General features: G+C 69.0%; 12 protein-coding genes. 8 read left to right on the forward strand and 4 right to left on the reverse strand.

What is annotated here, in order from left to right; genetic code table 11:
* Positions 1-4: 4 nt before the first annotated feature.
* Together BM175_RS02440 and BM175_RS02445 are read right to left on the reverse strand one after the other, a co-directional pair.
* Complete coding sequence (locus tag BM175_RS02440; protein WP_090958668.1) at positions 5-1630, reverse strand: FGGY-family carbohydrate kinase; 1626 nt, start codon at positions 1628-1630, stop codon at positions 5-7.
* Positions 1631-1672: 42 nt separating this feature from the next.
* On the reverse strand, positions 1673-2671 hold the full coding sequence (locus BM175_RS02445) for a sugar-binding transcriptional regulator (protein ID WP_090958671.1): 999 nt from the start codon (positions 2669-2671) through the stop codon (positions 1673-1675).
* Positions 2672-2939: 268 nt separating this feature from the next.
* On the opposite strand from BM175_RS02445, the gene BM175_RS02450 reads away from it, so the two are divergent.
* The 4 genes from BM175_RS02450 (at position 2940) to BM175_RS02465 (ending at position 7217) form a co-directional block, all read left to right on the forward strand.
* Positions 2940-3593, forward strand: coding sequence for a DUF2291 family protein (locus tag BM175_RS02450; protein WP_090958673.1), 654 nt, complete (start codon positions 2940-2942; stop codon positions 3591-3593).
* The gene (locus tag BM175_RS02455) at positions 3590-5125 is read left to right on the forward strand and encodes a sugar ABC transporter ATP-binding protein (RefSeq protein ID WP_090958676.1); all 1536 of its coding nucleotides are present in this window, start codon (positions 3590-3592) and stop codon (positions 5123-5125) included. Before BM175_RS02450 ends, BM175_RS02455 begins: the two co-directional genes overlap by 4 nt.
* Before the next feature lie 14 nt (positions 5126-5139).
* Positions 5140-6210 carry an ABC transporter permease gene (locus BM175_RS02460; RefSeq protein ID WP_090958679.1) on the forward strand — a complete coding sequence of 357 codons (1071 nt, stop codon included), beginning with the start codon at positions 5140-5142 and terminating at the stop codon, positions 6208-6210.
* A gap of 104 nt (positions 6211-6314) precedes the next feature.
* On the forward strand, positions 6315-7217 hold the full coding sequence (locus BM175_RS02465; RefSeq protein WP_416358495.1) for a D-ribose ABC transporter substrate-binding protein: 903 nt from the start codon (positions 6315-6317) through the stop codon (positions 7215-7217).
* Between the two features lie 93 nt (positions 7218-7310).
* Here the strand turns inward: BM175_RS02465 and BM175_RS02470 are convergent, their stop codons facing one another.
* Positions 7311-8126, reverse strand: coding sequence for a sugar phosphate isomerase/epimerase family protein (locus BM175_RS02470; protein ID WP_090958682.1), 816 nt, complete (start codon positions 8124-8126; stop codon positions 7311-7313).
* A 209-nt stretch (positions 8127-8335) separates the two neighbouring features.
* On the opposite strand from BM175_RS02470, the gene BM175_RS02475 reads away from it, so the two are divergent.
* Positions 8336-8734 (forward strand): (R)-mandelonitrile lyase, encoded by a 399-nt coding sequence (locus tag BM175_RS02475; RefSeq protein WP_090958685.1) that lies wholly within the window; start codon positions 8336-8338, stop codon positions 8732-8734.
* A gap of 7 nt (positions 8735-8741) precedes the next feature.
* Here BM175_RS02475 and BM175_RS02480 read toward each other — a convergent pair whose 3' ends face one another.
* Entirely contained in the window at positions 8742-9425 is a 684-nt protein-coding gene (locus BM175_RS02480) for a DUF2161 domain-containing phosphodiesterase (RefSeq protein ID WP_175526729.1), read from the reverse strand.
* Between the two features lie 125 nt (positions 9426-9550).
* Here BM175_RS02480 and BM175_RS02485 point away from each other — a divergent pair, with 125 nt between their 5' ends.
* From BM175_RS02485 to BM175_RS02495, 3 genes are all read left to right on the forward strand, one after another.
* Entirely contained in the window at positions 9551-10336 is a 786-nt protein-coding gene (locus BM175_RS02485) for an SDR family NAD(P)-dependent oxidoreductase (protein ID WP_090958690.1), read from the forward strand.
* A gap of 135 nt (positions 10337-10471) precedes the next feature.
* Complete coding sequence (locus BM175_RS02490; RefSeq protein ID WP_244545830.1) at positions 10472-11605, forward strand: ABC transporter ATP-binding protein; 1134 nt, start codon at positions 10472-10474, stop codon at positions 11603-11605.
* Positions 11606-11637: 32 nt separating this feature from the next.
* On the forward strand, positions 11638-12750 hold the full coding sequence (locus BM175_RS02495; protein WP_090958695.1) for an ABC transporter substrate-binding protein: 1113 nt from the start codon (positions 11638-11640) through the stop codon (positions 12748-12750).
* Positions 12751-12782 lie beyond the last annotated feature (32 nt).

Here is a 12782-nt window from a genome sequence, read left to right on the forward strand (position 1 = left end):
CGCGTCAGTTCCCTGTCTCGTTGCCGGCGGCGATCGCCAGTTCGGCGGGCTCGGCACCCGCATCGAGGCGAACGTCGCGCGAGCGCAGCGCCGCCATGTGGTTCCAGACTGGCGCGAGGCCCTGCCGCGCCGTCCGGTAGCCCTCGAAGACGCCGGCGTAGCGCTCGGCGAGCCTGGCGTCGGGCGCCTCGGCCGGCCCGAGCAGCGGCGTCACCCAGGTCTCGATGCAGGCGTCCATCGTCGGAAAGGCCTTGATCGCGACGGCGGCCATCATCGCCGCCCCCGCCGCCCCCGCCTCGTCGCGCGAGGAGGTGCGCACGCTGGCGCCCGTGGTCGCGGCCAGAACCGAGCGCAGCGCGCGCGAGCGCGCGGCCCCGCCGGTGAGGCGAAGCTCGCGCGGCATGTCGCCCATCGCGGCGTAGCAGTCGCGCGCGGCCATCGCGATGCCTTCCACCACGGCCCGCACGAGGTCGGGATAGCGGTGCCCGCTCGACAGGCCGATGAAGCCTGCGCGTGCGTCCGGGTCGATAAAGGGGCCGCGCTCGCCGGCCGAGATGTAGGGGTGGTAGAGGATCGCGCCCGGCTCGGAGCGGGCAAGCCAGCCCTCGATCCGGCCGACGAGGTCGGCCTTGGAGGGGCGATCGCCGAACTCGGCGACGAGATCGGCGGCGGTGCCGAGCACCCAGTCGATGTTGAGGGTCGCGGCCATGTTGGTCTGGACCTGCGTGACCACGCCGGGGATCGGCAGCGCGATGACGTAGCCCGTCCCTTCCGCATTGAGGAACACGTCCTCCGAGTGGACCGCGCGCATGTGGACGCCGGTGGAGCCGACCGTCGAACAGGCGACGCCCGGCTCGCGGGCGTAGACGCCGGCCCCGAGCGCCGTCATCACCATGTCGACATAGCCGAGCGAGACCGGCGTGCCTTCCAGAAGACCCGTCGCCTCGGCTGCCTCGCGCGTCAGCGGATGCGTCGTCATGGTGCCGTCGAGGATCGGCGGCAGGAGATGGCGGCGGCCGGACAGGCCGAGTGCCTCGATCACCGTGTCGTCGTAGGCGCGGTTTCGGAAATCGCCGAAGGTGAAGCTCGCCTCGGACGGATCGGTCGCGCGCACGCCGGTAAGGCAGAGGTGCAGCCAGTCCTTGCAGTGGAGCGCGACCTCGGCCTGCCCGATCAGGTCGGGATGGACGGTTGCCATATGGGCAAGCTGCGCGCCCTGCTGGCAGGTGTTGAGGCCGGTGCCGGTGCGCTCGAAGCGGGTGCGCTCGAGCGGACCGTCCCAGAGGCGCCGCACGGTCGAGGCCGACCGGGCATCGAGCCAGAGCCAGGCGTCGCCGACGGGCCGGTTGCCGGCGCCGACGAGCCACGTTCCGTCGCCTTGGCCCGTGACCGAGACGGCCGCGGTGCGGCGCGCGAGGCCGTCGACCACCTGCCCGAGCTCGCGCAGCGCCTTCGCACAGTCCGCCCAGGTCCGCTCCATCGACTGGACCGCGGACCCGTCCGGCTCCTCGCGATAGGTGTTGACCACCGCCGCAGTGCCGAGCTGCCGGCCGGCAAGATCGAAGGCCACCGCCTTGATCACCGACGTGCCGGCGTCGATCCCGATCAGGACGTCCGCCCCCTCAGCCATCGAGACCGCTCCTCCCGTTCGCTCCCGCCATCGCTTCCCTCCTCATCCCGCGACCCGTCCGCCCTGGTCGCGCATCAGCGCCCGCGCGGTGCGCTCGTCGGTGATCAATCCCGTCAGGACGCCGCTGCGCAGGACCGCGCGGATCGCCGCGACCTTGCCGGGACCGCCCGCGACCGCCACCGCCCGGCGACCGCGAATGTCGTCGAGCGCCGGCGAGACGGTGCGCCCCGACAAAGGCGTTTCGACCGGCGCACCGTCCTCGTCGAGGAAGTGCCCAAGCATTTCGCCGACGCCGCCGCTTCGGCGAACCTCGTCGATCTCGTCGGGGAGGATCATGCCGGAGCCGACGAGCTGCGCGTCGAGCTGCGCCGTACCGATGCCCATCAGCATCAGGTCGGCGTGGCAAGCGAGCCGGAAGATCTCGTCGACCCCGCGCTGCGACAGGAGGACGTCGAGGTCGGCGGGAGAATTGGCGACGAAGGGGATCGGCATGACATAGGCGAGCGCGCCGGTGCGCTCGGCCAGCCGATGGATGACGTCGTGCGGGTTGGCCGCGAAGTTGCGCGTGAGGCCGCCCATCAGCGAAACGAAGCGCATGGCGCCGGACCCCGTCGGCGTCATCGCCGTCACGGCGGCGGCGAGCGTGCGGCCGAACCCGATGCCGAGCACGCCGCCCTCGGCCGATTCGATCTCGCGCTCCAGAAAGCTCGCCCCGGCGCCGCCGAGCGCGCGCAGCGGCATGCCATCCTCCTCGTGAAGATCGGGCACCACCTCGCAATGGGCGAGGCCGAAGGCGTCGCGAATCGCATCCTCCAGCGCCACGCACTCGGCGACGCCGCCGACGACCGACACCTTCACCGCGCCGTTCTGGTAGGCCCAGGCGATCAGCCGGTGCGCCTTGGTGGACGACACGCCGAGCTTCTGCGCCACCTCGCCCTGCGTCATTCCGGCTGCGTAATGAAGCCAGGCCGCGCGGATCGCAAGGCTTTCGTCGGAGTCGCGCTTGGTCGACGTGCGCACCGGCCCTCCCAGGCTCCCCATCTGCACTGCAAAATTTTGCAATGTGAGAAAACTATTGCATTCGTCCGCCGAGTGTCAATAATTTCCCCCATGCCAAGGGCCACCGAAGGGTCGGCCCGGCTTCCGGAGGTGGAGACCCGGAAGCATTGCGGCGACGGGAGGGTTCACGCATGCGACTGGGGACAAGGTGCCCGCATCGGCTGCCGATCGGCGATCGGCCCTTGCCCATGAGCATCCCCGTTTCGCATGTGTCGCACCCCGCCGCGCCGTTCGAGACAAGGAGCGTTCGATGACCCTGCAGGCTGAACGGGCGCCGCGCCGCCCGACCCGATCGCGCGGCGTCGTGATCGGCACGGTGGTGGCGCTCGCGGTGGTCGCGGCGACGGCCTACGACACGCGCATCGTCACCATCGGCGGGGAGCACGACGTCCAGGCCGAGGTGTTCTCGCCCGCGACCTTCGGCGCCAAGGCCTTTCCCGAGATCCGCGCCAGCGTCGAGACGCGCGCCGTCGACGCCGCGCAGCTTGCCACCGAGCTCGGCGCCGACAAGGCGGCGGCGACGACGAAATACGGTATTTCCGGCGGCACCGGTCCGGTCTTCCCGGTGAAGTTCACCGGCACGGTCGGCGAGGGCAAGTCCGGCCTCTACAAGATCGCGGTCGCCGGCGTGCCGCCGGAGACCACCGTGCGCGTCCAGACCGGCCCGGCGATCAACGGCACCGACCTTCGCGACGCGACGGGCACGATCGGCTTCGGCCAGTTCAAGAACCAGATCGAGTACCAGAACGCTGGCGCGGCCATCAACGACCAGATGAAGAAGGACGTGCTCGCCGGCATCGACAATGCGGCCCTCACCGGCAAGACGGTGACCGTCACCGGCGTCTTCCGGCTCGTCAACCCAAAGAACTGGCTGGTGACGCCAGTCGCCATGAGCGTCCAATGAGCCTTGCCGCTTCCAGCAGCGACGTGGTGCTCTCGGCGCGCAACGTCGCCAAGTCCTACGGCAACGTCCATGCGCTGAAGGGCGTCAACTTCGACGTTCACAAGGGCAAGGTGACGACGCTGTTCGGCGAGAACGGCGCCGGCAAGTCGACGCTGATGAAGATCCTGTCCGGCGTCGTGAAGCCGACGTCGGGCGAAATCGTGCTGGAGGGAGAGCCCGTCACGTTCTCGTCGTCTACGGACGCGCGCGATCGCGGCGGTATCTCGATCATCCACCAGGAACTCTCGCTCGCGCCGAACCTCTCGGTGCGCGACAACATCTTCATGGGTCGCGAGATCGTGGGCCCGGCCGGGGGCGTCGACTTCGCAGAAGAAGAGCGCATCACGCGCCTCCTGATGGAAGAGCTGGAGGAGGACATCGATCCCCTCACCCCGGTCGAGGACCTGCGCCTCGGGCAGCAGCAGATCGTCGAGATCGCGCGCGCCCTGTCGGTGAAGTCGCGCATCCTCATCATGGACGAGCCGACCTCGGCGCTGAGCGCGACCGAGGTCGAGGTCCTGTTCAAGGTCATCGGCGACCTGAAGAGCCGCGGGGTCTCGATCGTCTACATCTCGCACCATCTCGAGGAAGCGCTGGAGATCACCGACCACGCGGTGGTGCTGCGCGACGGCACGATGACGGCCTATGCGCCGCGCTCGGACATCGATCTCGAATGGATCGTCCGCAACATGGTGGGCGACAACTACGACCTCGGCTCGCCGCCCACCGGCTACGACTTCGGCAAGGTGGCGCTCAGCATCGAGGGCCTTAGCGTGCCCGACGCCGCCCGGCCCGACCGCTCGGTCGTCGACAACGTCTCGCTGGCCGTGCGGGCCGGCGAGATCGTCTGCATCTACGGCCTGATGGGTGCGGGGCGCACCGAGATGATGGAGACCGTCGCCGGCCGCCTGCGGCCGAGCGCCGGCCGCGTCCTTCTCGAGGGCGACGATCTGTCCGGCCTGTCGATCGCGCAGCGCATCGCGCGCGGCCTCGTGCTCGTGCCGGAAGACCGCCAGCGCGACGGCCTCGTCCAGACGATGAGTGTCGGCGAGAACCTGTCGCTCGCCTCGATCGGCTCCTTCACGCGCGGCCTCTTCACATCGAAGCGGCGCGAGCGTGGGATCATTTCGGATGCGATCCGAAACGTTCACATCAAGACGGACGGCGGCGGTGCGCCCATCGGCTCGCTGTCGGGCGGCAACCAGCAGAAGGTCGTGATCGGCAAGATGCTGGCCACCGACCCGCGCGTCGTCCTTCTCGACGAGCCGAGCCGGGGCATCGACATCGGCGCGAAATCCGAGGTCTTCAAGCTCCTCGCCGAAGGCGCGCGCAAGGGCCTCGCCGTCGTCTACTCGACGTCCGAGGTCGGCGAATGCCTCGCCGTCGCCCACCGCATCATCGTCATGCACCGCGGCCGGATCTCGGCCGAGTTCGGCGCCGATGCCACCAAGGAAGAGATCATGGCCGCCTCCGGCGAAGCCGTGACGCACTGAACCGGAGCCCCGTCATGAGCACCACCTCCACACTCAAGGCGTCCGGCAGCGGGTTCGATCTCGGCCGCGTGCTTCTGGAAGGGCGCGCCTTCTTCGCGCTGATCGCCATCATCGCGATCTTCTCGTCGCTCTCGCCCTACTACTTCTCGACCGCCAACTTCCTGACGATGGCCTCGCACGTCGCCATCTTCGGTCTCTTGGCGATCGGCATGCTCCTCGTCATCCTCACCGGCGGCATCGACCTGTCGGTCGGCTCGACGCTGGGCCTGTGCGGCGTCATCGCCGGCGCGCTGATGCAAGGGCTGACGCTCGAGCCGCTCGGGGTCATCCTCTACCCGCCGGTCTGGGTGGTGGTGATCCTGACCTGCGTCGTCGGCGCGCTGGTCGGCCTGACGAACGGCATCCTCATCGCCTTCTTCAAGGTGCCGGCCTTCGTGGCGACGCTCGGCCTTCTCTATGTCGCGCGCGGCATCGCGCTCCTGATGACCAACGGCCTCACCTACAACAACCTCGGCGGTCGCCCGGAACTCGGCAACACGGGCTTCGACTGGCTCGGCTTCAACCGCGTCCTGAACGTGCCGATCGGTGTCCTGATCCTCGCCGCCGTCGCGATCCTCGCCAGCGTCCTCCTCAACCGCACGGCCTTCGGCCGCTGGGTCTACTCGACCGGCGGCAACCAGCGCGCGGCCGAGCTTTCCGGCGTGCCGGTGAAGCGGGTGACGATCCTCGTCTACGTCCTGTCGGGCATCTGCGCGGCGATCGCCGGCCTCGTCCTGTCCTCGCAGCTGACCTCCGCCGGCCCGACCGCCGGCACAACCTACGAGCTGACGGCGATCGCGGCCGTCGTGATCGGCGGCGCGGCGCTGACCGGCGGGCGCGGCAACATCCGCGGCACCATGCTCGGCGCCTTCGTGATCGGCTTCCTCGCCGACGGCCTCGTGATCATCGGCGTGTCCGCCTACTGGCAGACCGTCTTCACCGGCGCGGTCATCGTGCTCGCCGTCCTCCTCAACTCGATCCAGTACGGCCGTCGCGGCCCCAAACCCGCCAAGAAGGCCGCCACCTCTTCGCCATCGAAGGCATGACGCCTCCACGACGGCAAGCCTCGCCGGGAACCGGCAAATACCAGGGAGTGAGACCAACCATGCGCATGACCCGGACGCTTCTGGCGGCAACCGCCGCCGCTGTGATGACGATCTTCTCCGCGCCGGCCTTCGCCGACGGCGCGATCTCGATCATCGTCAACGACCCGTCGAATCCCTACTGGTTCACGGAAGGCGAGGTCGCCAAGGCCGAGGCCGAGAAGCTCGGCTACACGGCCACCGTGGCCGCCCACAAGGGCGACACCAACGCCGAGTCGCGCCTGATCGACACGGCCATCACCAGCCAGGTCAAGGCGATCATCCTCGACCCCGCCAACGCCGACGGCTCGGTCGGCGCGGTGAAGAAGGCGGTCGATGCCGGCATTCCGGTGATCCTCGTCAACGCCGAGATCAACCAGGAAGGCCTCGCCAAGGCGCAGCTCGTCTCGAACAACGCGCAAGGCGCGGCGCTCGGCGCCCAGGCCTGGGTCGAGGCGGTCGGCGACAGCGGCAAGTATGTCGAGCTCTTCGGCGCGCCGTCCGACAACAACGCCCAGACCCGCTCGAACGGTTTCGAGACAGTGCTGACGCAGTATCCCGACCTCGTGAAGGCCGGCCAGGAAGTCGCCAACTGGGACCGCACCCAGGGCTACAACAAGATGCAGTCGCTTCTGCAGGCGAACCCGGACATCATCGGCGTGATCTCCGGCAACGACGAGATGGCGCTCGGCGCCGTCGCGGCGCTGAAGGAAGCCGGCAAGCTCGCGAACATCAAGGTCGGCGGCTTCGACGGCTCGCCGGACGCGGTGGCCGCGGTCAAGGCCGGCGAGCTCCAGTACACCGTGCTGCAGCCGGTGGCCGTGTTCTCGGCGGAAGCCGTCAAGCAGGCCGACAGCTTCATCAAGACCGGCAAGACCGGCGTCGACCAGGAGAAGCAGCTCTTCGATTGCATCCTGATCAACAAGGACAACGCCGACAAGATGACGGCGCCGTTCACGCTGGCTCCGTAACAGGCGGATCGCATCGAGGGACGCGGCTCGCCCGACGCCCCTCCCCACCGATCGAGGCAGCCGCCATGCGGCTGCCTCTTTCGTTTGGAGCCCTCAGGAGACGAAGCGGCGCATCGTCTCCCGGTTGGTGCGGACGGCGCGGGCGGGATCGCTTGCCGCCTCCTCCGACTCCTCCTCCAGCACCAGCCAGCCGTTGAAGCCCGGCGCCTTCGCAGCTTCCGCGATCACGGCAGGCACGTCGCAGGCACCCCGCCCGAGCATCGCCCAGGTGCCCGTGGCATCGACGTCCTTCAGGTGCAGGTAGCGGATGCGCGCGGCGTGGGTTCGCAGCGTGTCGAGCATGTCCATGCCGCCGCGCAGGATGTGGCCGGTATCGGGCACCCAGCCGACGGACGCAGGATCAAGAAGCTTAAACAGCGCGTCGTAATCGGCGCGGTCGAAGAGCAGCGTGTCATGGTGCGAACTTGGGTGGACCGCCACCTCGATGCCCGCAATGCTGCCGATCTCTGAGGCTCGGTTGTAGACCTCGGCGGCGATGCGGAACTTCTCCTCTCGCGGCCCGCCCGACATGACGGTCGCCGATCCCATCGACAGGACGGCGCCGGGAAAGCGCGCGGCGAAATTCGCCCAGCGTCGCGCGGTCTCGAGATCGCGCTCCACCTCGTCGATCTCGGTGAAGCCGCTCGCCGAACTGAAGGTGAAGGCGACGAGGGCGAGCCCCCGTGCGTCCAGCGCCCTCGCGAAGGCCTCGGGCTGGCTGCCGTAGGCGCCGATCATCGTGTCGGTGATCTCGATCCCGCCGTAGCCGCCGGCTGCGATCGCATCGAGGAGGTCATCGGGTCCGCCGTTGAAACCCTCGCCCAGCATTTCCCAGGTGAAGGTCTGACACCCGATCCTGACGTCCGCCATCGCCGTATCCTCTCCGCTTGCCGCCATGCCTCCGCGCGGCATCGGCCCGACTTCTGCCGGCCGTGGCGGCAGGGTCAAGCCGGAAGACGCTGAGGCTGCTGCCGAAAACGCGTGGGCGAGAACCAGTCTTACGCCTGTACGGCCTTGAAGCGCACGGGGCGGCCCTATCCTCACAGACTCGCCGCCACCCAAGATGAGGACAAAGGCTCATGGAGATCGTCAGGAACGGATCGTCGCCTTCCGGCCGGGGACCGGCGGAGTGGTTCAGCGGGACGGTGCGCGTCGATCCGCTGTTCTCGCCCAACGAGGCCCGGCGCGCGGCGGCCGCCACGGTCACCTTCGAGCCCGGCGCACGCACGGCCTGGCATACTCATCCGCTCGGGCAGACGCTGATCGTCACCGCAGGCCTCGGCCTCGTCCAGCGCGAGGGCGGCCCGATCGAGGAGATCCGGCCGGGCGACGTCGTCTGGTTCGAGCCGGGCGAGAAGCACTGGCACGGCGCCTCGCCGACCAATGCCATGACCCACATCGCCATTCAGGAACAGAAGGACGGCAAGGTCGTCGACTGGATGGAGCACGTCACCGACGCGCAGTACCAGCCGGGCTGATGCGCGCTCAGGGCCAGCGCGCGATCGCTTCGTGCCCCTGCGGCGTCAGAGCGTAGACGCCGTGGCCGGTGCGCTCGAACCAGCCGTAGACGTTACGCCGCAGCATGGCCGCGGCGGCCGGCACCCTGGCTGCGAGATCGCGCGGGCGCTGCGGTCCCGTTGCCATCGCCCGGGCCAGCACGAGCGCCTGCTGCCGATAGGCCGTCATGATCGGCGCGCGCGAGCCCCCGCCGGCGACAGGGTCGCCCTGCCGCCGCTTGTGCTCGCTGACGAGGCGCGAGCGCCGCTTCGGGTCGCGACGCGGCATCGGCGCGTCCGGGCTGAGAAGGACGTGGACCACATCGTCGCTGCCGACGCCAAGGAGCCCGAAGCCGAGCCGGCGGCAGAGGTTTCGAAAGCGCGCGTCCGCCTCCCGCCCCTTGCCGCGCAGCGACAGGCGCGCCGCGAGCCAGACCTCGTCGCAGGCCGCGGCCCGGTCGACGGCCTGCAGCACGAGTTCGAGATTGAATGTCTGCTTCAGTTCGCAGACCACGACGATCTGGGGCTCCCCCTCCCGCAGCCCCAGGAGGTCGCACCCGCCGACCTCCCCCTTCACCGAGAAGCCGAGCGTTTCGAGAAACGCCTTCACCGGCGCATAGAGCGCGGTCTCGGGCCGAGCGCCGGTCGCGTCGGTCGATGGTTCGGAAGCCATGGTCATCGCGTCAGGAACACCGGCAGCCTTTCGCCGGTCTTTCGCGCCAGCGCATGCAAGGCGTTTGCGAGCCCGTTCGCCCATGCGAAAAGGGCGGACCGGATGAAGCGAAGGGCTGGGATCGAATGACGTCGGAACGGAACAAGGGCGTCGGCCGGTTCGATCTCACGGGCCGCGTCGTGCTGGTGACGGGCGCGAGCCGCGGAATCGGCGCCGCGCTGGCGACGGCTCTCGCCGAGTCGGGCGCCTCGCTGGTGGTCGGCGCACGCAAGGTCGAGAATCTCCAAACAACGGCGGAAGCCGTTTCGCAAGCCGGATCGCCCGTCCTCGCCGTTCCGCTCGACGTCACGGACGTCGCGTCCATCGAAGCGGCGGTCGATGCGGCCACGCAGCGTTTCGGTCGGCTCGACGGGCTCGTCAACAACGCCGGGGTCGAAGACGTCCGTCCGAGCTTCGACGTGGACGAGACGCTGTGGGACCGCATCCTCGACACCAACCTGAAAGGTGCGTTCTTCGCGGCGCAGGCGGCGGGACGCGCGATGCGCATGAACGGCTCGGGCAGCATCGTCAACATCGCCTCCTTGACCTCGATGGTCGGCGTGCCGACCGCGGTTCCCTACGGCTCGTCGAAATCCGGGCTTCTCGGCATGACGCGGGCGCTGGCCGCGGAATGGGCGCCAGTCGGCATCCGCGTCAACGCGATCGCGCCCGGCTACTTCCGCACCGCCATGACCGACGTCTTCTACGAGAACGAGGACTGGCGCGAGCGCATGCTCGGGCGCATCCCGATGAACCGGTTCGGGGATCTCGACGATCTGGCGGGCGCCGCGCTGTTCCTGGCGAGCGACGCGTCCCGCTACATGACCGGGCAGTGCATCGCGATCGACGGCGGCTTCCTCGCTTCCATCTGAAACCGCTGGAAGAACAGGCGTCTGCCGCAAGTTTGGGCTTGCGCCGAGCCTGCGGCTGGATCAAGCACACGTCATGCGTTGTGACGAATCCGCCCCGATTTCCCTGGCCGCTGCCGCACGCGCGGGATGGCGCGCATGAGCCTAACGCGACCAGCCTCCGATCTCGGCACGCCCGCCGTGTCGGTGCGCGACGTCTCGATGGTCTTCTCCGGACAGGCAGCGGTGGCGGATGCCTCGTTCGACCTTGCCGGCGGCCGGTTCCTGACGATCCTCGGCCCCTCGGGCTCGGGCAAGACGACGCTCCTGCGCATGATCGCGGGCTTCCAGAAGCCGACGCGCGGCGAGATCGCGATCAACGGCCGCCCGGTGTCCGACGAGCCCGCGCACAAGCGCAAGATCGGCATGGTGTTCCAGAAGCTCGCGCTGTTCCCGCACATGACGGCCGCCGAGAACGTCGCCTTTCCGCTCAAGATGCGCCGCTTCGATGCGCGCGAGATCCCGGCCCGCGTCGAGCGCTACCTCGATCTCGTGCATCTCGGCGCCTACGGGGACCGACGCATCCACGAGCTGTCCGGCGGTCAGCAGCAACGCGTGGCAATCGCCCGCGCGCTGGTCTTCGAACCGGAGCTTCTCCTCCTCGACGAGCCGCTCGCCGCGCTCGACCGCAAGCTGCGCGAGGAGATGCAGCTGGAGTTCCGCCGCATCCAGCGCGAACTCGGCATCACCACGATCAACGTGACGCACGACCAGCGCGAGGCGCTCGTGGTGTCGGACGAGATCATCGTGATGGACGCGGGCCGCATCCAGCAGATGGCCGAGCCGATCGCCGCCTATCGCGAGCCCGCCAATGCGTTCGTCGCAAGCTTCATCGGCGTCACCAACCGGCTGGAGGGCCGGGTCGCGGGCGCTGAGGGCGAGGTGGTGACGCTCGAGACGCCGCTCGGGGTCATGAGTGGCCGCTGGTCGGCGCCCGCCGGCCGTGCGCCGCGCACGGGCGAGCCCGCGGTCGGCATGCTGCGTGCCGAGCAGATTCGCGTCGAGGGCACCGGTTCGACCGGCGCGGCGCTCGACACCCATCTCACCGCCGAGATCGCCGACGTGATCTTCGAGGGCGAACGCGTCGTCTATGAGGCGCGCCCCACCGGCGCACTGGGCGTGACCTTGCGCGCCTTCGACCACGATCCGGTCGGCCACGCCGTCCAGCCCGTCGGCGCCCACGTGCGGCTCGGCTGGAATACCCGCGACCTCATCGTCTTTCCGCAAGCCTGAACGCCGCCCCATTCGCGAAAGGAGCCATCGCCATGACCGACAAGCCCTTCCTCCATGACCTCAACCGCCGCCGTTTCCTGCAGGGCGTCGCCGCCGTGGGCTCGATCGGCGCAGCCTCGGCGCTCGGCCTTCGCACGGCCGTCGCGCAGGAGCCGGAAAAGCCGGCCGAGATCATCGTGCGCGCCTGGGGCGGGTCCTGGGTCGAGGCGCTGAAGGCGGGCGTCTCCGACCCGTTCACGAAGGCGACCGGCATCGCGGTCCGTCACGACCTCACCGAGGACAACGAGATTCAGCCGAAGGTCTGGGCGGCCGTGGCGCAGAAGCGCGTGCCGCCGATCCACATCAACTGGGACACGACCACCAACGCCACCAAGTCGGCGCTGCGCGGCGTCACCGAAGACCTCTCGGACCTGCCCAACCTCAAGGGCGTCACCGAGCTTGCCAAGCCCGTCGGCCTCGACGGCTATCCGATCGTCGACACCTACGGCTATGTCTACGTCCTCGCCTACCGCCCGGCCGCCTTCCCGGACGGTCCGCCGACCTCGTGGAAGGCGATGCTCGACCCGAAGTTCAAGGGCCGCATCGCCCTCTATAACGACGGCATCGGCTTCCACTTCCCGGCGCAGGTCGCCGGCGGCGGCAAGCTCGAGGACATTCCGGCCAACATGCAGCCGGCCTGGGACTTCATCGCCAAGGTGAAGGAGCAGCAGCCGCTGCTCGGCGAGGACCCGGACTTCACGACCTGGTTCCAGAACGGCGAGATCGACCTCGCCTGCACCATCTCGACCAACGCGCGCGAGGCCAAGAAGAACGGCATCGACGTCGCCTGGGTGGTCCCGGAGGAAGGCGCCAAGTTCGACACGGACGGACTGTGGATCCCGAGGGGACTGCCGGAGAACGAGCTGTATTGGGCTAAGAAGTACATCGACATGGCGATCGGCAAGGACAGCCAGCAGGTCTGGCTTGACGGCCTCGGCCTGCCGGGCGTCGTGCCGGGCCTCACGCCACCGGCCGATCTCGCGGGCGATCCGTCCTATCCGACGACGCCCGAAGACTTCCAGAACCTTATCCGCATCTCGTCCAAGGTGCAGGTCGAGAACGAGGCCGACTGGTTTGGCAAGTTCAAGGCCATCATGCAGGGCTGACGCCACGGGCCTTCGGGGGCGGATCGCATTCG

This window comes from Aureimonas phyllosphaerae (assembly GCF_900113065.1).
Lineage (GTDB): Bacteria > Pseudomonadota > Alphaproteobacteria > Rhizobiales > Rhizobiaceae > Aureimonas > Aureimonas phyllosphaerae.